At 58.1% G+C, this 20782-nt stretch carries 20 protein-coding genes and 1 other annotated feature; of the genes, 6 read left to right on the forward strand and 14 right to left on the reverse strand.

Annotation, left to right across the window (positions count from 1 at the left end; all coding sequences use genetic code 11):
- Positions 1–58 precede the first annotated feature (58 nt).
- Positions 59–1489 carry an alanine/glycine:cation symporter family protein gene (locus MMW58_RS24840; RefSeq protein ID WP_241722306.1) on the forward strand — a complete coding sequence of 477 codons (1431 nt, stop codon included), beginning with the start codon at positions 59–61 and terminating at the stop codon, positions 1487–1489.
- Between the two features lie 77 nt (positions 1490–1566).
- Positions 1567–2340, forward strand: a complete 774-nt coding sequence (gene yaaA, locus MMW58_RS24845; RefSeq protein ID WP_241722307.1) for a peroxide stress protein YaaA — start codon at positions 1567–1569, stop codon at positions 2338–2340.
- Positions 2341–2380: 40 nt separating this feature from the next.
- Here yaaA and MMW58_RS24850 read toward each other — a convergent pair whose 3' ends face one another.
- The 7 genes from MMW58_RS24850 to yjjY form a co-directional block, all read right to left on the reverse strand.
- Complete coding sequence (locus tag MMW58_RS24850; protein ID WP_159237542.1) at positions 2381–2665, reverse strand: DUF2502 domain-containing protein; 285 nt, start codon at positions 2663–2665, stop codon at positions 2381–2383.
- A 203-nt stretch (positions 2666–2868) separates the two neighbouring features.
- On the reverse strand, positions 2869–4155 hold the full coding sequence (gene thrC, locus MMW58_RS24855; RefSeq protein WP_241722308.1) for a threonine synthase: 1287 nt from the start codon (positions 4153–4155) through the stop codon (positions 2869–2871).
- A gap of 3 nt (positions 4156–4158) precedes the next feature.
- Positions 4159–5088, reverse strand: coding sequence for a homoserine kinase (gene thrB / locus MMW58_RS24860; RefSeq protein ID WP_041143968.1), 930 nt, complete (start codon positions 5086–5088; stop codon positions 4159–4161).
- 1 nt (position 5089) lies between these two features.
- Positions 5090–7552: a bifunctional aspartate kinase/homoserine dehydrogenase I gene (thrA, locus tag MMW58_RS24865; protein ID WP_241722309.1), complete on the reverse strand. Its 2463-nt coding sequence runs from the start codon at positions 7550–7552 to the stop codon at positions 5090–5092.
- 25 nt (positions 7553–7577) lie between these two features.
- Positions 7578–7695: a sequence feature (Thr leader region), on the reverse strand.
- Positions 7634–7702 (reverse strand): thr operon leader peptide, encoded by a 69-nt coding sequence (thrL, locus tag MMW58_RS24870; RefSeq protein WP_071845000.1) that lies wholly within the window; start codon positions 7700–7702, stop codon positions 7634–7636. (Overlaps the previous feature by 62 nt.)
- A 212-nt stretch (positions 7703–7914) precedes the next feature.
- The gene (locus MMW58_RS24875; RefSeq protein ID WP_133600712.1) at positions 7915–8601 is read right to left on the reverse strand and encodes a tRNA/rRNA methyltransferase; all 687 of its coding nucleotides are present in this window, start codon (positions 8599–8601) and stop codon (positions 7915–7917) included.
- Between the two features lie 397 nt (positions 8602–8998).
- Positions 8999–9139, reverse strand: coding sequence for a YjjY family protein (gene yjjY / locus MMW58_RS24880; protein WP_049268126.1), 141 nt, complete (start codon positions 9137–9139; stop codon positions 8999–9001).
- A 95-nt stretch (positions 9140–9234) separates the two neighbouring features.
- On the opposite strand from yjjY, the gene arcA reads away from it, so the two are divergent.
- Positions 9235–9951, forward strand: a complete 717-nt coding sequence (arcA, locus tag MMW58_RS24885; RefSeq protein ID WP_002887843.1) for a two-component system response regulator ArcA — start codon at positions 9235–9237, stop codon at positions 9949–9951.
- 51 nt (positions 9952–10002) lie between these two features.
- On the opposite strand, the gene creD is transcribed toward arcA, so the two are convergent.
- Genes creD through creA form a run of 4 tightly spaced genes read right to left on the reverse strand, consistent with a single transcriptional unit; the run spans position 10003 to position 14018 of the window.
- Positions 10003–11361: a cell envelope integrity protein CreD gene (creD, locus tag MMW58_RS24890; protein ID WP_241722310.1), complete on the reverse strand. Its 1359-nt coding sequence runs from the start codon at positions 11359–11361 to the stop codon at positions 10003–10005.
- Positions 11362–11418: 57 nt separating this feature from the next.
- Positions 11419–12843 carry a two-component system sensor histidine kinase CreC gene (gene creC / locus MMW58_RS24895; RefSeq protein WP_241722311.1) on the reverse strand — a complete coding sequence of 475 codons (1425 nt, stop codon included), beginning with the start codon at positions 12841–12843 and terminating at the stop codon, positions 11419–11421.
- The gene (creB, locus tag MMW58_RS24900) at positions 12843–13532 is read right to left on the reverse strand and encodes a two-component system response regulator CreB (RefSeq protein WP_045860053.1); all 690 of its coding nucleotides are present in this window, start codon (positions 13530–13532) and stop codon (positions 12843–12845) included. The genes creC and creB overlap by 1 nt, the downstream gene beginning before the upstream one ends.
- Positions 13533–13544: 12 nt before the next feature.
- Positions 13545–14018, reverse strand: coding sequence for a protein CreA (gene creA / locus MMW58_RS24905; RefSeq protein ID WP_041143962.1), 474 nt, complete (start codon positions 14016–14018; stop codon positions 13545–13547).
- Between the two features lie 209 nt (positions 14019–14227).
- Here creA and robA point away from each other — a divergent pair, with 209 nt between their 5' ends.
- Complete coding sequence (gene robA / locus MMW58_RS24910) at positions 14228–15097, forward strand: MDR efflux pump AcrAB transcriptional activator RobA (RefSeq protein ID WP_241722312.1); 870 nt, start codon at positions 14228–14230, stop codon at positions 15095–15097.
- On the opposite strand, the gene gpmB is transcribed toward robA, so the two are convergent.
- Positions 15094–15741 (reverse strand): 2,3-diphosphoglycerate-dependent phosphoglycerate mutase GpmB, encoded by a 648-nt coding sequence (gene gpmB, locus MMW58_RS24915; protein WP_128879110.1) that lies wholly within the window; start codon positions 15739–15741, stop codon positions 15094–15096. The two genes, robA and gpmB, sit on opposite strands and share 4 nt — an antisense overlap.
- Positions 15742–15854: 113 nt before the next feature.
- Here gpmB and yjjX point away from each other — a divergent pair, with 113 nt between their 5' ends.
- Positions 15855–16370, forward strand: a complete 516-nt coding sequence (gene yjjX, locus MMW58_RS24920) for an inosine/xanthosine triphosphatase (RefSeq protein ID WP_133600716.1) — start codon at positions 15855–15857, stop codon at positions 16368–16370.
- Here the strand turns inward: yjjX and trpR are convergent.
- Together trpR and sltY are read right to left on the reverse strand one after the other, a co-directional pair.
- Positions 16357–16689 carry a trp operon repressor gene (trpR, locus tag MMW58_RS24925; protein WP_041143958.1) on the reverse strand — a complete coding sequence of 111 codons (333 nt, stop codon included), beginning with the start codon at positions 16687–16689 and terminating at the stop codon, positions 16357–16359. The two genes, yjjX and trpR, sit on opposite strands and share 14 nt — an antisense overlap.
- Before the next feature lie 145 nt (positions 16690–16834).
- A complete protein-coding gene (sltY, locus tag MMW58_RS24930) occupies positions 16835–18772 on the reverse strand; it encodes a murein transglycosylase (RefSeq protein ID WP_133600717.1) in 1938 nt (645 codons plus the stop codon).
- Positions 18773–19041: 269 nt separating this feature from the next.
- On the opposite strand from sltY, the gene ettA reads away from it, so the two are divergent.
- A complete protein-coding gene (gene ettA, locus MMW58_RS24935; protein ID WP_241722313.1) occupies positions 19042–20709 on the forward strand; it encodes an energy-dependent translational throttle protein EttA in 1668 nt (555 codons plus the stop codon).
- The last annotated feature ends 73 nt before the right edge of the window (positions 20710–20782 follow it).

Genomic DNA, 20782 nt, shown 5'->3' on the forward strand with positions numbered 1-20782 from the left:
TTGTCACTAAAATGGTAACGCTTACACAAGCTTACCAACATGGACAAGAGGATGCTTAATGCCTGATTTTTTCTCATTTATCAATGAAATACTCTGGGGTTCGGTAATGATTTATTTATTACTGGGTGCCGGCGTATGGTTTACCTGGCGGACGAAATGTATTCAGTTCCGTTATGTTAGCCAGTTTGGGAAAAGTTTGCGCAAAAGCCTCCTGCCCCAGCCCGACGGCTTAACCTCTTTTCAGGCCCTGTGCACCAGCCTGGCCGCCCGCGTCGGGAGCGGCAACCTGGCCGGCGTGGCGCTGGCGATCGCCGCCGGCGGTCCGGGCGCCGTCTTCTGGATGTGGGTCTCTGCGCTGCTCGGGATGGCCAGCAGCTTCGCCGAATGCTCCCTTGCCCAGCTCTATAAAGAACGCGATGCGCAGGGGCAATTTCGCGGCGGGCCCGCGTGGTATATGTCCCGAGGCTTAGGGATGCGCTGGATGGGCGTGCTGTTTTCAATCCTGCTGCTGCTCGCTTATGGCGTTATTTTTAACACCGTCCAGGCCAACTCGGTGGCGCATGCGATGACCTATGCCTTCGATCTGCCCGGCGTTATCACCGGCGGTGTGCTGGCGGCGCTCACCCTGCTGGTTATCGTTCGCGGCTTGCGCAACGTGGCAAAGATCCTGCAATGGTTCGTCCCGCTGATGGCAGTGCTGTGGGTTGCCGCCAGCCTGCTCATCGGCCTGTGGCACATCACCGCCCTGCCGGCAATTTTTAACACCATTATCCGCTGCGCGTTCGGCTGGCAGGAAGCCGCCGCCGGCGCGGTGGGCTATACCATCAGCCAGGCGCTAACCAGCGGTTTCCAGCGCGGAATGTTCTCTAACGAAGCGGGTATGGGCTCAACGCCTAACGCCGCCGCGGCCGCCGCCTCCTGGCCTCCGCACCCGGCGGCTCAGGGGATCGTCCAGATGCTTGGCGTTTTTATCGATACCGTTGTTATCTGCACCGCCAGCGCGGTGATTATCATGCTGGCGCCGCGCGGAGGCGGAGAGGACGCCGCTAACGGTATCCAGGCCATTCAGCATGCGATGAGCGGGCTTGTCGGCGGCTGGGGCGCCGGCTTTGTCGCCGTCATCGTGCTGCTTTTTGCCTTTAGCTCCATCGTGGCAAACTACATTTACGCTGAAAATAACCTTATTTTTCTGCGTTTTAATAGCCCCCGCTGCATCTGGGGACTGCGGATTATCACCATCCTGATGGTCTTAACGGGAACGATGATGAGCCTCCCGGTCGTCTGGCGGCTGGCGGATATTATTATGGCGCTGATGGCCATTACCAACCTGACGGCGATCCTCCTGCTGTCACCCACGGTACGCCTGCTTGCCAGCGACTATCTCCACCAGCGAAGGCTGGGCGTACAGCCCACGTTCGACGCCGCGCGCTATCCGGAAATTCGCCAGCAGCTGGCGCCGGGAACCTGGGACGGGCCGTCGCGCGAATAGCGCAGCAATCGCAGCTATCGATCCCTCCGCGGTCTTTTTTTGCTAAAATCGCCGAAAATCTCCTGCAAGGACTGGATATGCTGATTCTGATTTCACCTGCTAAGACGCTCGATTATCAAAGCCCGCTGGCGACGACGCGCTACACCCAGCCCGAGCTGCTGGAGTATTCCCAACAGCTTATCGGCGTGGCGCGCCAGCTTTCAGCGCCGCAGATAGGCAAGCTGATGGGCATCAGCGATAAGCTGGCGGATCTGAACGCCACCCGTTTTCACGACTGGCATCCCGAGTTCACGCCGAAAAACGCCCGCCAGGCCATTCTGGCCTTTAAGGGCGACGTCTACACCGGGCTGCAGGCGGAAACCTTCGACGAGGCGGATTTTGATTTCGCCCAGCAGCACCTGCGTATGCTCTCCGGCCTGTACGGCGTGCTGCGCCCGCTGGATCTGATGCAGCCCTATCGTCTGGAGATGGGCATTAAGCTGGAAAACGCCAGGGGCAAGGATCTCTATCAGTTCTGGGGGGAGACGATTACCGATACGCTGAATCAGGCGCTGAAGGCCCAGGGCGACGACGTGGTGATTAACCTCGCCTCCGACGAATACTTCCGGTCGGTCAAAACGAAACGGCTGCAGGGGCAGATTATTAAGCCGGTGTTCCTCGATGAGAAAAACGGCCAGTTTAAGGTGATCAGCTTCTACGCCAAGAAAGCGCGCGGCTTGATGAGCCGCTATATCATTGAGAACCGCTTAACCCAGCCGGAGCAGCTCACGCGTTTCGACAGCGACGGGTACTTCTTTGACGCCGACGCTTCCGATAAAGGCGAGATGGTCTTTAAACGTCACGAGCGCTAACCCGCTTCCCGGCCGCCAGCCTGCCGGCCGGGAACGTCGCTTAGCGGTGGTGCCAGTCGCGATCCGGACCGTGGTCGCGATCGCGTTCGCGCTGGTGATAACGGCGATCGTCATGCGGATGCCAGCGATCGTCGCGCCAGTCGTAATGGCGTCCCCACCACTCACGATCGCGCCAGTGGCCACCGTCCCAATAGTTGCCGGAGTTATCGCGATCGCCGATCTGCAGTTTTACGGCCGGAATCAGCGTAATTTCAGCGGCGTGGACGGCCGCAGGAGCCACCAGCAGCATCGAAAGCGCAAGGATCACAGATTTCAGCTTTGACATAGGTTTCCCCTTTGTTAACAGTGCCCGTGATGGGTCGATAGCCCAAGGTTAACCCTGCACAACGGCGCTTGTTATTCTCCGCAATCCTATTCTTCAGCCCCCGGCATTTATTGATAATTCATGCATAATTTCTCCTTTTTTGGGCGTAAAAAAACCGGGCGCCCTGGCCCGGTTTGAGAAATAAACAACGTCTGTAGACGCCGTTACGCTTTCGCCATCATCAGCTCGCGCAGCGCCGCATAGTCCGCAGGCAGGTTATGCGACAGCAGCGGCAGGTCAGCGCGGTCCGCCAGCTCTTTCGGCAGCGGCAGCGTCTCCTGCAGGATCTCTTCAACGCTCTCCTTGAACTTCGCCGGATGCGCGGTACCGAGGAACAGGCCGTATTCGCCCGGCTGCAGCTGGTCGCGCAGCGCGCGCCAGGCGATAGCCGCATGCGGCTCCGAGGTGTAGCCGATGGCTTTCAGCTCGCGCATCGCCTCTTTGGTCGTCTCGTCGTCCACGGTCGCGTAGCCCAGCTCGTTCAGACGCCAGGTTTTACGGCGGAACAGCTCTTCCACGCGCGGCCAGTTGTTTGGCTGGCTGACATCCATCGCGTTGGACAGCGTCGCCTGGGTGACCTTCGGCGCCCAGTTGCCGTCCTGCAGGAAGCGAGGAACGGTATCGTTGGCGTTGGTGGCGGCGATAAAGCGCTTAACCGGCAGGCCCAAAGACTTCGCCAGCAGGCCGGCGGTGAGGTCGCCGAAGTTGCCGCTTGGCACCGAAATCACCAGCTGATTACGCGCTTCCTGAGGCAGCTGCGCGACCGCTTCAAAGTAGTAGCAAATCTGCGCCAGCAGACGGCTGATGTTAATCGAGTTCGCGGAGTTCAGGCCCAGCGCCGCTTTCAGCTCTTCGTCGTCGAAGGCCTGCTTAACCAGCGCCTGGCAGGCGTCGAAGTCGCCGTCGATAGCCACGGTTTCAATGTTGCCGCCCAGGGTGCAGAACAGCTTCTCCTGCAGCGGGCTAATCTTGCCGCGCGGATAGAGAATCACCACCTTCACGTTTGGCAGACCGTAGAACGCGTGGGCTACCGCCGCGCCGGTATCGCCAGAGGTCGCCGTCAGGATAGTTACCGGCTTGTCGCCCGCGATATGGGTCAGCATCTGGGCCATGAAGCGGCCGCCGAAGTCTTTAAACGCCAGCGTCGGGCCGTGGAACAGCTCGAGGCAGCCGACGTCATCCTGCACCTTGCTGACCGGAGCCGGGAAGGTGAAGGCCGCGCCGATGCGCTCCTGCAGGACCGCCTGCGGGATCTCATCGGCAATAAATGCCGACAGGATCTTAGCGCTGCGGGTGACAAAATCCAGCGCCAGCATCTCATCGATTTCGGTCAGGCTAAATTCCGGCAGGTCGTGCGGGAAGAACAGCCCCTGATGCTTGCCAAGCCCCTGCGTGACGGCCTGCGCAAAGCTGACCTGTTCGTTATGATCTTTTAAGTTATAGAGTTTCATTGGTTATCCCACTACTCGTGCGCCCGCCGTGTCCAGCCGGCAAATATGAACAAAGCCTTCGTGATTCTGCAGATAATGCGTCCCCAGCCAGTCGGCGACGCGCTGCGCGGTTTCCGGCTTATCGCACAGCGCAAACAGCGTCGGGCCAGAGCCGGAGATCCCACAGGCCTGCGCGCCGATCTCCATCGCCGCCTGCCGCGCTTCGCTGAAGCCCGGCAGCAGTTTGGTGCGATAGGGTTCGGCAATCACATCTTTCATCAATTTCGCTGCCAGCTGCGGCTGGCGGGTATAGCAGGCGTGAATAAAGCCCGCCAGATGGCGGCCGTGCGCAATACAATCCTGCCGCCGATACTGGGCCGGCAGGATGGCGCGCGCTTCCGCCGTCGAAACTTTAATTCCAGGGTACGCCAGCACCCACAGCCATTCGTCAAAGCCGGGCACCTGCTGGCTGATGATGTCGTTCTCTTCGATCATCAGCTGCATGCCGCCCAGATAGCACGGGGCGACGTTGTCGTAGTGGATACTGCCGGAGATGCGCCCTTCCATCTCGCCCATCAGCGCCAGCATCCGGGTTTCGTTCAGCGGCTTGCCGCAGAATTCATTCATCGCCACCAGCGCCGCTACTACTGAACAGGCGCTGGAGCCGAGGCCGGAGCCAATCGGCATATTTTTTTCCAGCACCATCGCCACCGGAACCTTTCTGCCAATCTCTTCGCAAAAACGCTCCCAGCATTGATAAACGATATTCTCCTGCGCCGCCGCCGGCAGCTTGCTGGCAAAGCGACCCACGTTTTGCAGGCTGAAGCTTGCGGCCGCCTCAACCGAGACGTTGTCCCCCAGCAGCGTACCGTCAACCGGCGTCACCGCCGCGCCCAGGACATCAAACCCGACGCTCATATTGGCACTGGAAGCCGGGGCATATACTTTGACCATCTTAAACTCCTAACTTCCATGACAGGGTACGCAGCAGGTCGGCGAATACGCCGGCCGCGGTCACATCGTTACCCGCGCCATAGCCGCGCAGCACCAGCGGCAGCGGCTGATAATAGTGGCTGTAAAAGGCCAGCGCGTTCTCACCGTTTTTGACTTTAAACAGCGGATCGTTCCCGTCCACCGCGGCAATTTTCACGCGGCAGGTTCCATCCTCTTCGATATTGCCGACGTAACGCAAGACTTTACCTTCATCGCGCGCTTTCGCCACCCGGGAAGCAAATTCGTTATCCAGCGCTGGCAGACGTGCCATAAAGCTCCCGACGTCGCCGCTGGCATCAAACGCTTCAGGCAGAGCCGACTCAACGATAATGTCCGACAGCTCCAGCTCACGTCCGGTCTCACGGGCCAGGATCAGCAGCTTGCGGGCAACATCGACGCCGGAAAGATCGTCGCGCGGATCCGGTTCGGTATAGCCCATATCCCGCGCCAGCGTCGTCGCCGCGGAGAGCGTCATCCCCTCGTCCAGCTTGCCGAAGATAAACGACAGCGAACCGGAGAGGATGCCGGAGAAGTGCAGCAGTTCGTCGCCGGCATTGAGCAGGTTCTGCAGGTTCTCGATAACCGGCAGGCCGGCGCCGACGTTGGTGTCGTAGAGGAATTTGCGTCGGGAGCTGCTCGCCGCGTGGCGCAGCTGATGGTAGTAATCCAGCGATGAGGTGTTGGCCTTTTTGTTCGGCGTCACCACGTGGAAACCTTCGCGCAGGAAATCGGCGTACTGATCGGCGACCGCCTGGCTGGAGGTACAGTCAACGATCACCGGGTTGAGCAGGTGATACTCTTTCACCAGGCGGATCAGGCGGCCCAGGTTAAGCGACTCTTTCGCTTCGGCCAGCTCAGCGCGCCAGTTTTCCAGATTCAGACCGTGGACGTTGGTCAGCAGGGCCTGGGAATTGGCGACACCGCACACGCGCAGGTCGATATGCTTGTTCTTCAGCCAGCCCTGCTGACGCTTGATTTGCTCGATCAGCGCGCCGCCAACGCCGCCGACGCCGATAACGAACACCTCAATGACCTGGTCGGTATTGAACAGCATCTGGTGGGTGACGCGTACCCCGGTAGTGGCGTCGTCATTGCTGACCACTACGGAGATAGAGCGTTCGGAAGAGCCCTGGGCAATCGCCACGATATTGATATTGGCGCGCGCCAGCGCCGCGAAGAACTTGGCCGAAATACCGCGCAGGGTGCGCATACCGTCGCCGACGACGGAAATGATCGCCAGGCGATCCATGATCGACAGCGGCTCCAGCTGCCCCTCTTTCAGCTCCAGATAGAACTCCTCTTCCATCACCCGTTTTGCCCGGGCGCAGTCGCTTTGCGGCACGCAGAAGCTGATGCTGTACTCAGAAGAGGACTGGGTGATCAGGACCACCGAAATACCGGCGCGGGACATGGTGGCGAAAACGCGGGCGGCCATGCCGACCATCCCCTTCATCCCCGGACCGGAGACGTTGAACATCGCCATATTATTGAGGTTGGAGATCCCCTTAACCGGCAGGCCGTCTTCATCAAGGCTGGCGCCGATAAGCGTACCCGGCGCCTGCGGATTGCCGGTATTTTTAATCAGGCAGGGGATCTGGAACTGAGCGATAGGCGCAATGGTGCGCGGGTGCAGAACCTTAGCGCCGAAGTAAGAGAGCTCCATCGCTTCCTGATAGGACATCGATTTCAGCAGGCGGGCGTCAGGTACCTGGCGCGGATCGCAGGTGTAAACGCCGTCGACGTCGGTCCAGATTTCACAGCAGTCGGCGCGCAGGCAGGCGGCGAGTACGGCGGCAGAATAGTCGGAGCCGTTACGGCCAAGAACCACCAGCTCGCCCTTTTCGTTGCCGGCAGTAAAACCGGCCATCAGCACCATATGGTCCGCTGGGATCTGGCTGGCGGCAATACGGCGGGTTGATTCGGCAATATCGACGGTGGATTCGAGGTAGTGGCCCACGGCCAGCAGTTTTTCAACGGGGTTAATCACGCTGACCTTATGGCCACGCGCTTCAAGAAGGCCGGCCATGATCGCGATGGAGAGCTTCTCTCCGCGGCAAATCAGCGCAGCGTTAACGCTATCCGGGCACTGGCCAAGCAGGCTGATGCCGTGCAGCACGTGCTTTATCTGGGAAAACTCCTGCTCGACGAAGGTTTTCAGCTGCGCCAGCGCAAAGCCCGGCTGAGCATCGGCGAGACCCTGCAGCAGTTCAGCAAAAATGCGTTCAGCGTCAGCGATATTGGTGAGCGCATCCTGGCCGCCGATGGTTTTTTCAATCATCGCGACCAGATGGTTGGTAATTTTCGCCGGGGCAGACAGTACGGTCGCTACCTGCCCCTGCCTGGCATTGCTCTCCAGAATATCGGCAACACGCAGAAAACGTTCTGCATTTGCCACTGATGTACCGCCGAACTTCAACACGCGCATGGTTGTTACCCCTAGATTTTTTGTCGAAAAAAAAGCCCGCACTGTTCAGGTGCGGGCTTTTTTCTGTGTTTCCTGTACGCGTCAGCCCGCACCGTTACCTGTGGTAATAGTGGTGGTGATAATCGTTGTAATCATGCCGATGCGTTTCATGGATGTTGTGTACTCTGTAATTTTTATCTGTCTGTGTCCTGTGCCTATATTGGTTAAAGTATCTGCCGGCTTAAGTCAATGAATTTCTGTTTTTCGCCGGTTTTTACGCACCTGGCCAATGCGCCAGAATGCACCGGTCATTCATCCCTGTTCACGCAGTCTCACGCCATCAATCAGCATAAAAAACCATACATAAAACTTATGACAGAACTTTACTCCGGGAGGTTTTTTTCAATATCGTGCAGCAAACGATGGAGCATTGCCGTATCCCGCTGCTGCAAAAGTCCAATCCGCTGCTGTAACCAATCGGTGAGTTTGACGTCTTCAGCAACGCCAAGCCGGGTCAACAGATCGAGGGTTCGCAAACGCAGCGCCTGCAGCTGGTTTTCATCGACGCTCGCGTAAACGGCAGACGCCTGCTGAACCAGGGAAGTCAGCTGATAGCAGTAAACCATCACCGACTGGCCGAGGTTGAGCGACGGATAGTCGGCGACCATCGGCACGCCGGTCAACACGTCGGCAAGGGCCAGCTCCTCGTTGGTCAGGCCGGAATCTTCCCGACCAAACACCAGCGCCGCGTGGTTCATCCACTGCGCCTTTTCCTCCATCAGCGGCAGGAGCTGCTGCGGGGTGGCGTAGTAATGGAAGCGCGCCCGGCTGCGGGCCGTGGTGGCGACCGTAAAATCGACATCGTGCAGCGCCTGCTCCAGCGTTGAATAAGTGTTTATATTATCGAGAATATCTCCGGATCCATGGGCGACCCAGCGCGCGGCAGGCTGCAAATGGGCATCGCTTTCGACGATCCGCAGATCGCTAAAGCCCATCGTTTTCATCGCTCGCGCGGCCGCGCCAACGTTCTCTGCCCGAGCCGGGGATACTAATACAATAGATACGCGCATTGTGGTTCTCTTCTACTCTCTCAGGGGGCGAAAATGAAAGTTATCCCTCATTTTACGCGGTGAAAATTTACAAATTTGCAACAAATATCACTAAAATTGCGTTCGAACACCCATAAAAAAAACTAAACTATTTCCAACCAGCCGCGACACGAGGTATGTTAACAGAACGCTTTTATCCATATGTTTGCCAATGATATTTCGCTCCGGATACCGTTTCAGGCGTTGGATTCAGCATATTTATCAGTTTCCCCACGCAACCATTTGAGCTGTGTAAGATTTGTAACTACAAATAGCATTTCAATACGATGATTTCACAAGACTGTTAACGTGCTACAATTGAACTTGATATATGTCAACGAAGCGTAGTTTTATTGGGTGTTCAGCCTCTCTTAGCCTGTTATATTGCTGTTAAAATGGTTAGGATGACAGCCGTTTTTGACACCGTCGGGTCCAGAGGGAAAGTACCCACGACCAAGCTAATGATGTTGTTGACGTTGATGGAAAGTGCATCAAGAACGCAATTACGTACTTTAGTCATGTTACGCCGGACATGTTAATTTGCGACATGTACCAGGCAGGTCAGGGACTTTGGTACTTCCTGTTTCGATTTAGTTGGCAATTTAGGTAGCAAACATGCAGACCCCGCACATTCTTATCGTTGAAGACGAGTTGGTAACACGCAACACGTTAAAAAGTATTTTCGAAGCAGAAGGTTATGATGTGTTCGAAGCGACCGATGGCGCGGAAATGCATCAGATCCTGTCTGAAAATGATATCAACCTGGTAATCATGGATATTAACCTGCCGGGTAAAAATGGTCTCCTGCTGGCGCGTGAACTGCGCGAACAGGCGGACGTCGCGCTGATGTTCCTTACCGGCCGCGATAATGAAGTTGATAAGATTTTGGGCCTCGAAATTGGCGCAGATGACTATATCACCAAGCCATTCAACCCCCGTGAACTGACTATTCGCGCGCGCAACCTGCTCTCCCGTACCATGAATCTGGGTACCGTAAGCGAAGAGCGTCGCAGCGTAGAAAGCTACAAGTTCAACGGCTGGGAGCTGGATATCAACAGCCGTTCTCTGGTCAGCCCGAACGGTGAGCAGTACAAGCTGCCGCGCAGTGAATTCCGCGCAATGCTGCACTTCTGCGAAAACCCGGGCAAAATCCAGTCACGCGCTGAACTGCTGAAGAAAATGACCGGCCGTGAGCTTAAGCCGCACGACCGTACCGTAGACGTGACCATCCGTCGCATTCGTAAGCACTTTGAATCTACTCCGGATACGCCGGAAATCATCGCTACCATTCACGGTGAAGGTTACCGCTTCTGTGGCGATCTGCAGGAATAATTAACTATTCCCGCAGCAACAACGTAAAACGGCGCTCAAGGCGCCGTTTTTTTATTTCCAGATCCTGAACGTATCGTCGCCCTCACCGCCGGGCTGCTCCGCCTTTTTTGGCTTCTGAGACGATAGCGCATACCAGTCAACGTGGCGGGTTAGCAGCATCAGCGCGCTTAGCGCCAGCAGCAGCACGCCGGTCCCGAGCAGCAGCGCGCTATCTTCCGAACGCAGCAGCATCCACATAACGCTATCCAGCAATAATAGCGCGCAGACGAAGAGCAGGCTATTGCGCCATCCTTTCAGCACGGCGTGCAGATACACGGCGTTGATCAGCGCGCCGATGACGCTGGCGGCAATCCATGATGGCGTAAAGCCAATGTGTTCCGAGAGCGCCAGCAATACCAGATAGAACATCACCAGCGACAGGCCAACCAGCAGATACTGCAGCGGATGCAGGCGGTACATCGTTAAACTTTCGAAGACAAAGAAAGCCATAAAGGTTAGCGCAATCAAAAGAATGGCATATTTAGTCGCCCGATCGGTCAGCTGATACTGATCGGCTGGCGTAGTGACGTTGACGTTGAAGGCCGGCAGCTCCCGCCACTCAACCTCCCGATCGTCAACGAAGAACTTCACCATGTTGTTGGCAAACCAGCTGCTTTGCCAGCGGGCGCTATAGCCGGAGGCGCTGACCTCGCGGCTAACGGGAAGAAAATCGCCAAGAAAACCGGGGTGCGCCCAGTTGCTTGCCAGCTGCAGCTCGCTATTGCGCCCAACGGGCACCACCGAGAAGCTCCCCGTTCCGTTCAGGTTGAGAGTGAACGCAAGGTCCAGCGTTTTCTGCTGCGCTGACAGCGGCGGTAGCGGCATATGAATCCCCTCTCCGCTGCCGCTGAGGCCAAGCCCAGGCTCCACGGGCAGCGTCGCGCCGCCTATCTCCGGCGCTTCAATAGCGCCAATTCCGCGCGCATCGCTAACGCCGACCACCACGAAGGGTCTGCCCAGCGTAATATTATCTTTTTGGAGTTCAGCCAGGCGGGAGGTATCGAACTGCGCCCTGATCCCAAGCGTGTTGTGCCAGATTTGGCCCTCATAAATGCCTATCTGTCGGGATTCCACGTTCTGCTTGCCGCTTATCGCCAGCGATTCCGGTAGCCAGTAGTGCACCCAGGTCTGCTGATACTCGACCTCTTTTTTATCCTCAAGACGGGTCAACGTCTCGGTGACCGGGATTGCGATCAGCGGCCCGGTCAGCTTTTGCGCGCCGCTGGTGCTTTTCTCCAGCGCATCAACAACGTCGCTACGATAGTCCGCCCGCTCGACAATCAGCTGTCGGACCATCATCAGGGGGATAGATAACAACAGGATGCACCCCAGCAGGGTGCTCATTTTCCAGAATAGCGGTGATTTCAACATAGCGTCCTCCTCAGTGAAGCGCTCACCTTAGCCGGGCTATGTGGGGGGAGTTTGAAGCTATGTGAAGGGACGGTGAAGTATCAGCACGGCGCGCACTCCGCCCTGCGGGCGATTGCTGAGCTGAATATCGCCCTGATGCAGCCGCGCCACTTCGCGGACAAAAGCCAGCCCAAGGCCGCTGCTTTTATGGCCGTTTTCACGCGGCAGCGAATAGAAACGTTCGAAGATGCGTCCAAGCGCATAATCCGGGATGCCGCTGCCGCTATCGCTGATGGTCAGCGCCAGGCCCGCCTGCTGCTGCTCTGCGCTCATGACGATCTCCCCTTGCGCAGGGGTAAAATCGATGGCGTTATCCAGCAGATTGCCCAGGGCCTGCGCCAGCAGCTCGCCGTCGGCCTCCGCCGTCAGGCCACTCTCCTGCCAGCGTAAGCGGATTTTCTTTACCGCCAGTACCGCCTCGCGCTCCTCGGCTAAGCGACGGAAAAGGCTATCAATTGCGAGCGGCTCAAGGGCGATCTCCAGTCGGTTCTCCAGCCTCGCCTGGCGTAACAGCTTCTCAACCAGCGACTGCATCCGCGCATTCTGCGTCAGGATATTGCCGGTAAAACGCGCGGCGACCTCCGGCGGGGGGCCTTCACGCAGGATCTCTGCGGCGCCTCGAATAGCGGCCAGCGGGCTTTTTAGCTCATGCGTCAGGGCGTGAACGTAGTTTTCAATGGTATTCTTACCCTCCAGCTTGACGCGCATGCTTTCCAGCGCCAGCGCCAGCTTGCGCAGCTCGCTGCTGCCAACGTCCGGCAGCGGAAGCGGCCGGTCGGCCGTCACCGAATCAGCGTAGCGCACCAGCTTGCCGATCGAGAAGTTGATCCACCAGACCATCAGCGAGCCTATCAGCAGCGCGATCCCCAGCAGCGCCCCGCTGGCCCACAGCATTCGCCGTTCGCTGCGCTTAATCACCGGCGCCATCGCCTGGTTGGGTTTACTGACGCTCAGCACCCCAATAATACGGCCGCCATCGGTGACCGGCGCGGCGACGTACATCACCGAACTGCCCGCGTCGTTAGGGTCGGCCAGGGTGCTGCGCGCGCCGTACTGGCCGCGCAGGGTCAGCCACACGTCATTCCAGCGGGAATAGTCATGCCCCACCGCTTCTCCCGCCGAATCGAATACCACCTTGCCCTTCTCATCGGTCAGGTAGACGCGATACTCGTTACGCGTTTTGCTGATGCCCGCGATATTCGCCTCGATCGGCCGCTGATGCAGCGTCTGAAACGCCCTTGCCAGGCGCCCCTGCTGCGGCTGAGTGGAAAGCAGATCTTCTCGCGCCAGCTCCGCCAGCAGCGTGGCGGTATCAATCAGCGTACCTTCCGTCGCCCGACGTACCCCGGGTTTGATTTCCTGGACGAAAATGAAAAGCACGAACCATGCCGCAATCGCGACAATCAGAAAGTAGCCCAGCAGCAGCCGCATGCCGATGCGCATCAGGCGCCTCCCAGGCTATATCCCATGCCGCGATGCGTATTAACCGGTGAGAGGTGAGGATTGACCTCGCGCAGCTTGGCGCGCAGGGTTTTGATATGGGTATCAACGGTGCGGTCGAAGCTTTCATGCGCATCCCCCCACACCGCGTCCATCAGCTGCTGGCGGGAAAAGACCCGCCCCGGCGAGCGCAGGAGCGTTTTTAGCAGCAGAAATTCATAGCGCGTCAGGGTTAACGGCTGGCCGCACCAGGTGACCCGCGCCGCGGCCTCGTTGAGCTGAAATTCGCCCACCTGCAGCACTGCGCCAGAGGCCGCAAACTTTTGCACCCGCCGCAGAACGGTGCGCACCCGGGCGCACACTTCGCGCGGCGAGAAGGGCTTCGCGATGTAGTCATCGGCGCCTATTTCAAGGCCCAGCAGCTTATCCACCTCTTCGCTACGGGCGGTGAGAAACAGAACCGGGAGCGTCGGATAGCGGCCCAGCAGCTGACGGCACAGCTCAAAGCCGCTGATGTCGGGCAGGCCCACGTCCAGAATGGCCAGGTCCGGCATCCGGTGGCGGGCGGCATCGAGCGCGGGCAGCCCACGCGCAAAAACGCTCACCACAAAGCCTTCCTGCTGTAGCATGTAGACCAGCGTGTCGGCAATACTCTGCTCATCCTCCACCAACCAGATCTGCGGCTGCTGCATCGTCGTTCCCTGTTATTTATTCCACGGCATGATCGGCACGGCGCTGATCGCATTCTTCGGCGATCCGTCAACGACCTTATCGGAATAGCTCATGTAGATCAGAGCGTTACGCTTGCTATCGTAAAAACGGACAACCTGCAGCTTTTTAAACACCAGCGAAGTACGTTTCTGGAACACAACGTCTCCCTGCGACTTGCCGTTTTTAATCTTATCGGTCACTTCAATCGGCCCTACCTGCTGGCAGGAGATCGCCGCGTCAGAGGTGTCTTCAGCCAGTCCCAGACCGCCCTTAATGCCGCCGGTTTTCGCCCGGCTGATATAGCAGGTCACGTTCTGCACGTCCGGATCGTCAAAGGCTTCAACGACGATCTTATGGTCCGGGCCGAAGAATTTGAAGACGGTATCTACCGAGCCAATCTGTTCCGCCTGAGCCGCCTGGCCGCCGGCTAATAAAAGCAGTCCGATCATTAACTTCTTGTATTTCATATTGTTACCATTTTTTAGAATTTCCCCGAGCGATGATTATCTGCTCAATGGAAAAGGTTTATAGATCACAGCTTTACAAAAATAGCGGAGAGATTCGCTGACAAATCGCATTTAAAAGCAAAAAAAACACTGAATGCTAAAACATCAAAAAATGCTATTATCCGCTACCTTAAGTAGCAGGCACCTAAGTTTAAGGATGAGGACATTTTATGGATCAAGCAGGGATTATTCGCGATCTCCTTAGCTGGCTGGAAGGTCACCTGGATCAGCCGCTGTCGTTGGACAATGTGGCAGCGAAGGCGGGTTATTCCAAGTGGCATTTGCAAAGAATGTTCAAAGACGTAACCGGCCATGCCATAGGTGCCTATATCCGCGCGCGCCGTTTATCAAAATCGGCGGTGGCTCTACGCCTGACCGCGCGTCCGATCCTCGACATTGCGCTACAGTACCGCTTCGACTCTCAGCAAACCTTTACCCGGGCGTTTAAAAAGCAGTTCTCCCTGACGCCTGCGCTCTACCGCCGCTCCCCTGACTGGAGCGCTTACGGTATGCGTCCTCCGCTGCGTCTGGGCGAATTCACCATGCCGCAGCATGAGTTTATCACCCTGAGCAATACGCCGCTGATTGGCGTTACCCAGAGCTATACCTGTAAGCTGGAGGAGATCTCTGACTTCCGTAACCAGATGCGCGTGCAGTTCTGGCGAGACTTCCTCGGCAACTCGCCGTCGATTCCGCCCACGCTCTACGGCCTGCATGAACCGCGTCCAAGTCTTGAGAAAGATGACGAGCAGGAGGTCTTCTATACCACCGCCGTGACGCCGGAGATGGCCAACGGTCACCTGCACAATTCGCATCCGATCGCTCTGGAAGGCGGTGAGTACGTGATGTTCATCTATGAAGGATTGGGGTCCGGGCTGCAGGAGTTTATCCTGACGGTGTACGGCACCTGTATGCCGATGCTGAACCTCACCCGCCGCAAGGGCCTGGATATCGAACGCTTCTTCCCTGAGGATGAAAGCCGGGATCAGGATACGCCGATTCAGCTGCGCTGCGAGTACCTGATCCCGATCCGCCGCTAGCGCTGCAGTTCGTCCATCGCGGGGGCATCAAGATGCGAAATATCCCCCGCGGTCTCCACCACCCAGCCTGAAGCCAGCCACGGGCTTTGCTGATAGTCAACGCGCGAAATGGAACAGTTACGCAGGCGCAGCCGACGTTCGGCGTGCGCGGGCAGGCCAAGAATCGTGCTCACCAGACAGCCCAACGCCATGCCGTGACTCACCAGCAGCGGCCGACTCCCCTCAGGCAGCTCCAGACAGGAGGTCAGCGCCGCGTGCATACGCTGGCTGAGCTCCTGCATCGACTCGCCTTGCGGAATACGTCCGTCCGGGGTGCCGTTAACCAGCCGACGACGCCAGCCCTCCTCCTCCGCGCTCAGCGAATCGATATGGCGTTTCTCAAGAACCCCCATATCCAGCTCGCGCAGGCGTGAGTCGAGGACGATGCTGCAGCCGCAGGCTTCCGCGATAATTTCTGCTGTTCGCCGCGTACGGCCTAAATCGCTGGCAATAATATGCGTAATGTTCAGCGTTCTGGCGCGTTCGCCAACCTGCCAGGCCTGGCGCTCACCGTGGGCGGTTAGCGGACTGTCGGACTGGCCCTGAATACGTCGCTCGGCGTTCCACTGCGTTTCACCGTGGCGAACAAGGTGTACCTGTAACATGCTTTTTATCCGTTCTGTGCTCTTCACAATTTCGGCTGACGGGCCGGTGGCCTGCAGCGAAAACGATTTGGAGTATACTGCGATGACGTTAATTTATTCTGAGTTGTTTGATTATGCACCATGTTGTCTCAGCTACCACTAATCCCGCCAAAATTCAGGCAATTCTGCAGGCTTTTAACGAGATCTTCGGCGAAGGATCCTGCCACATTGAGTCCGTCTCCGTCGAGAGCGGCGTGCCGGAACAGCCGTTTGGCAACGACGAAACGCGCGCTGGCGCACGAAATCGGGTCGAAAACGCGCGGGCCGCGCGCCCGGATGCCGATTTCTGGGTCGCCATTGAGGCCGGGATCGACGACGGCAGTACGTTTAGCTGGGTCGTTATCGAAAATAGCCTGCAGCGCGGCGAAGCGCGCTCGGCCACGCTGCCGCTGCCGGCGGCGATCCTCGAACAGGTCCGCGCCGGCGAAGCCTTAGGACCGGTGATGTCACAGCATACCGGCATCGATGAAATTGGCCGTAAAGAGGGAGCTATCGGCATTTTTACCGCCGGTAAGCTGACGCGCAGCAGCGTTTATCATCAGGCGGTAGTGCTGGCGCTTAGCCCGTTTCATAACGCTATTTATCGTTAACGTTCAGCAGCGCCTGCTCCAGCCACTGTCGCAGCTCGGGGGGCGCCGATTTCAGGCTATTTGAGCCGCGGGTAATGGTGGCAATCCCGGCGCCGAGCTCGCTTTTCAGCTCGCGCTGGCTCATCTCTCCGCGCAGCAGCTCTTCAATAATCCGCACGCGGGTGCCCAGCGCCTCGCGCTCATCGGGCGTCAGCATCAGCTGCAGCAGCGGCAGGTGCAAATCGTCGGCGTACGCCTGCTGAAGCAGGGCCACGAAACGAAGCCACTCCTGATGACGTTGTTCGGCCACCGCCGCTGAATAAGGGGATTGTTGGGTCATGTTGCGCCGCCATGTTAAGGCCGACGGCTCGAGCCGCCGAGCGTGTGTACTCATTAACGAGTACAAAGCATAGCATACTCCGGTTAATACTCTATGGATTTCGGGCGGCATAGCAAAATGCTATGCCGCCCGCAGGCCGTCGGCGCTAGTAACGCTGCTGCCACTCCGCATCGCTGAGCATTCCCGCTTTCTCACCCATGAAGTAGCGATAGTAGGCGTCATAGGAGAGCACGTTCTTCACGTAGCCGCGCGTTTCCGAGAACGGAATGCTCTCGATAAACGCCACCGCGTCGATCCGCCCGGCGCTATTGCTTCGCCAGGTGCGCACCCGTCCAGGCCCGGCGTTGTAGGCGGCGGATGCGTAAATGCGGTTATTGCCGAACTGCTGATAAACGTACTGCAGATAGCTGGTGCCAATATTGATGTTGGTTTCCGGATCCAGCAGCTGCGACGGGCCGCCGTAGCCGGCAATATTAAACATCCCAACCGTATGGGTAGCGGTACCCGGCATAATCTGCATCAGGCCGCTGGCGCCAACCGGCGAGCGGACCTTCGGATTCCAGGCGCTCTCCTGACGGGCAATCGCCATAGCGTAGCTTTGCGTAATATCCTTGCCGCTGATATAGCGGGAGAAAAGATCGTTCCAGGCCAGCGGGAAGCGCTCTTCCAGCTGATCCCACAGCTTCCCGGCGATCGTTGCCTGAACGCTCAGATCCCACCAGTGCTGGTTGAAGGCATAGCGCGCCAGCTGCGCCTGCTGATCTTTGGTTCGGCTGGTCACCAGGTTGGCCCACTCGCTGCGCGCGGTGTTGTCCATATTCCAGTACATCAGCTCGCGTACCCTGGCCATTTCCGGCCCCGAGGTCAGCGCCGAATCGAGGGTGGCGGGCGCCTTATCGATACGGAAGGTGAACTCTTCGCCCAGCCGCTGGGCGGCAATCATCGGGTAGAAACCGCGCTGCTGCATCAGCGAACGGAGGATGGCTTTCGCTTCATCATCACGCCCGCGCTCCAGCAGCAAATCCGCCTGCCAGTAGCGCCACTCGTCTTTCTCTTTTGCCTCCATCGGCAGGCGCGACAGCCAGGTGTTCAGGCCGTGGCGATCGCCGGTCCCCAGCGCCATGCGCACGCGGCGCTCCACCAGCGGCGTGGACTGCGAGCGCATAATGGCGTCATCGCGCCAGACCGCCTGCTCGTCGGTCACGTCGGTGCCCATCAGGCGCCAGGCCACGATATCGCGCAGCGCCTGGGTTTGATCGTCATTGAGCTGCTGCGCCTGGACCAGCGATGGGATCATCAGCCGGGCGTTTTCAACGTCCTGGCGCGCCACGCTCTCAAAGGCCACCGCCGCCATCTGGCGGGTGAAATCGGTGGCTCCGGTGGTGCGGGCAAAATTCATCACGGTATTCGGATCGTTGGCCAGCGCCACGATAGCCGAAGAGATGGTCTGATACTCAGGCGGCATCTGCTGCGCCAGCGATCGCACCAGGCTGGTGTTGCCCGCCTTCATCGCCAGGCGGATGCGTTCGAGCCAGGCCAGCGGGTCCTGCTGGCCGGAGGCGCGCCAGGCGCTAAACAGCGCATCGCACGCGTTGGGCTGGCTTTTACCGGTAAGCCACAGCGTTTTTGCACCGTCCCAGGCCTCCTGCGCCTGACCCACGCTCAGCTTCGCATAGTAATAGTTACACTGCGCCTCGGTGCTGGCGGGCTTATCGGGGCTAAACGCCAGCAGCCCTTGCCAGTCGCTGCGGCGGGCCAGCTCGTTGACGAAGCGGGATTTCAGGGAGCGCGCGGGTGGAAGCGTGGGGTTAGCCTCAATAAAATTCTTCACCACCAGCGCCGGCTGGTTCATCAGGTCATCGGTTATCTGCCGGTACTGGAGGTACGGGTATAACGGATAGGTCGACAGCGTGGGCATCAGCTCGTCGACGACCGACATCTGCCGGCTATCCCACGCCTGCTTAATTTGGGCGTAGCGGCTGCGCTGTTCATCCAGTGAATCCGCATGCGCCAGCTGGCTAAGCGTCAGCAGGCTTACGCCGGCAGCCAGAAGACGCCATGCCGTAGTTTTGGCCTTTTCCACAAGCTATTCCCCTATTTAAGTCCATCAGAGCAGCATCGTGCCGCTTTTAAAATATTCCGGTATCGCTTTAGATATGCTAACCAGACAACGCCAAACGCGCCACGTCCTGAACATTTTTTTACTCTTCTGTGAATCCCATCGCCTCTCTGGGATTAAAGCGCGAAAAAGGCTACACTTCGCCTTTGAAAACTATTCACTACCCTACTCAAAATCATTCTCGCTAATGCAGCCTGAAGGATGAAGAGTATATAAAAGAGGCGAAGTCCAACGTGGCTCAATTCGTTTATACCATGCATCGTGTCGGCAAAGTGGTTCCGCCGAAACGTCATATTTTGAAAAATATCTCCCTGAGCTTCTTCCCTGGCGCGAAGATCGGCGTTCTCGGCCTGAACGGCGCCGGTAAGTCCACCCTGCTGCGCATTATGGCCGGTATCGATACCGATATCGAAGGCGAAGCCCGCCCGCAGCCGGGCCTTAAGATTGGCTACCTGCCGCAGGAGCCGAAGCTCAACCCGGAGCAGACCGTTCGCGAGTCCGTGGAAGAGGCGGTTGCCGAAGTGGTTAACGCCCTGAAAGGTCTCGATGAGGTGTACGCTAAGTACGCCGAGCCGGACGCCGACTTCGATAAGCTCGCCGCACAGCAGGGCAAGTTCGAGGAGATAATCCAGGCGCACGACGGCCATAACCTGAACGTCCAGCTCGAGCGTGCGGCCGACGCCCTGCGCCTGCCGGACTGGGATGCCAAAATCGCCAACCTCTCCGGTGGTGAACGCCGCCGCGTGGCGCTGTGCCGCCTGCTGCTTGAAAAACCGGACATGCTGCTGCTCGACGAACCAACCAACCACCTGGATGCCGAATCCGTGGCCTGGCTGGAACGCTTCCTGCACGACTTCGAAGGCACCGTTGTGGCCATTACCCACGACCGTTACTTCCTTGATAACGTCGCCGGCTGGATCCTCGAGCTCGACCGCGGTGAAGGCATTCCGTGGGAAGGCAACTACTCCTCCTGGCTGGAGCAGAAAGATCAGCGTCTGGCCCAGGAAGCCTCTCAGGAAGCGGCGCGCCGCAAGTCCATTGAGAAAGAGCTGGAGTGGGTCCGCCAGGGCGCCAAAGGCCGTCAGTCTAAGGGCAAAGCCCGTCTGGCGCGCTTCGAAGAACTCAATAGCGTTGAATACCAGAAACGTAACGAAACCAACGAACTGTTTATTCCGCCTGGAGCACGTCTGGGGGATAAAGTCGTTGAGGTTACCAGCCTGCGTAAATCCTACGGCGATCGCCTGCTGATTGACGACCTGAACTTCTCGGTACCGAAAGGGGCCATCGTCGGGATCATCGGGCCAAACGGCGCGGGTAAATCCACCCTGTTCCGCATGATGTCCGGTCAGGAGCAGCCTGACGCCGGTTCTATCACCCTGGGTGATACCGTCAAGCTGGCCTCCGTCGATCAGTTCCGTGACGCGATGGATAACAGCAAAACCGTGTGGGAAGAGGTCTCCGGCGGGCTGGATATCATGAAGATCGGCAACACCGAGATGCCGAGCCGCGCCTACGTTGGCCGCTTTAACTTCAAGGGCGTCGATCAGGGCAAACGCGTCGGCGAGCTGTCCGGCGGTGAGCGCGGTCGTCTGCACCTGGCGAAACTGCTGCAGGTTGGCGGTAACGTTCTGCTGCTCGATGAACCAACCAACGACCTGGATATCGAAACCCTGCGCGCGTTAGAAAACGCCCTGCTGGAGTTCCCGGGCTGCGCGATGGTTATCTCGCACGACCGCTGGTTCCTTGACCGCGTCGCGACCCACATTCTGGATTACCAGGATGAAGGCAAGGTGGAGTTCTTCGAAGGTAACTTTACCGAATACGAAGAGTACAAGAAGCGCACCCTCGGCGCCGATGCGCTGGAGCCGAAGCGCATCAAGTACAAACGTATTGCCAAGTAATAAGAACAGGTAATAAAAAACGGGTGGCCCAGGCCACCCGTTTTTCTGTTCATCGCCGCCGCATAATGCGGCC

The sequence above is a fragment of the Klebsiella sp. HC6 genome (assembly GCF_022605325.1).
In the GTDB taxonomy this organism is placed as follows: Bacteria; Pseudomonadota; Gammaproteobacteria; order Enterobacterales; family Enterobacteriaceae; genus Klebsiella; species Klebsiella terrigena.

What these genes read in the sequence shown, in the direction of transcription:
- MMW58_RS24840 (WP_241722306.1), top strand. Translation starts at nt 59, where the DNA reads ATGCCTGATTTTTTCTCATTTATCAATGAAATACTCTGGGGTTCGGTA.
- yaaA (WP_241722307.1), top strand. Translation starts at nt 1,567, where the DNA reads ATGCTGATTCTGATTTCACCTGCTAAGACGCTCGATTATCAAAGCCCG.
- MMW58_RS24850 (WP_159237542.1), bottom strand. Translation starts at nt 2,665, where the DNA reads ATGTCAAAGCTGAAATCTGTGATCCTTGCGCTTTCGATGCTGCTGGTG.
- thrC (WP_241722308.1), bottom strand. Translation starts at nt 4,155, where the DNA reads ATGAAACTCTATAACTTAAAAGATCATAACGAACAGGTCAGCTTTGCG.
- thrB (WP_041143968.1), bottom strand. Translation starts at nt 5,088, where the DNA reads ATGGTCAAAGTATATGCCCCGGCTTCCAGTGCCAATATGAGCGTCGGG.
- thrA (WP_241722309.1), bottom strand. Translation starts at nt 7,552, where the DNA reads ATGCGCGTGTTGAAGTTCGGCGGTACATCAGTGGCAAATGCAGAACGT.
- MMW58_RS24875 (WP_133600712.1), bottom strand. Translation starts at nt 8,601, where the DNA reads ATGCGCGTATCTATTGTATTAGTATCCCCGGCTCGGGCAGAGAACGTT.
- yjjY (WP_049268126.1), bottom strand. Translation starts at nt 9,139, where the DNA reads ATGACTAAAGTACGTAATTGCGTTCTTGATGCACTTTCCATCAACGTC.
- arcA (WP_002887843.1), top strand. Translation starts at nt 9,235, where the DNA reads ATGCAGACCCCGCACATTCTTATCGTTGAAGACGAGTTGGTAACACGC.
- creD (WP_241722310.1), bottom strand. Translation starts at nt 11,361, where the DNA reads ATGTTGAAATCACCGCTATTCTGGAAAATGAGCACCCTGCTGGGGTGC.
- creC (WP_241722311.1), bottom strand. Translation starts at nt 12,843, where the DNA reads ATGCGCATCGGCATGCGGCTGCTGCTGGGCTACTTTCTGATTGTCGCG.
- creB (WP_045860053.1), bottom strand. Translation starts at nt 13,532, where the DNA reads ATGCAGCAGCCGCAGATCTGGTTGGTGGAGGATGAGCAGAGTATTGCC.
- creA (WP_041143962.1), bottom strand. Translation starts at nt 14,018, where the DNA reads ATGAAATACAAGAAGTTAATGATCGGACTGCTTTTATTAGCCGGCGGC.
- robA (WP_241722312.1), top strand. Translation starts at nt 14,228, where the DNA reads ATGGATCAAGCAGGGATTATTCGCGATCTCCTTAGCTGGCTGGAAGGT.
- gpmB (WP_128879110.1), bottom strand. Translation starts at nt 15,741, where the DNA reads ATGTTACAGGTACACCTTGTTCGCCACGGTGAAACGCAGTGGAACGCC.
- yjjX (WP_133600716.1), top strand. Translation starts at nt 15,855, where the DNA reads ATGCACCATGTTGTCTCAGCTACCACTAATCCCGCCAAAATTCAGGCA.
- trpR (WP_041143958.1), bottom strand. Translation starts at nt 16,689, where the DNA reads ATGACCCAACAATCCCCTTATTCAGCGGCGGTGGCCGAACAACGTCAT.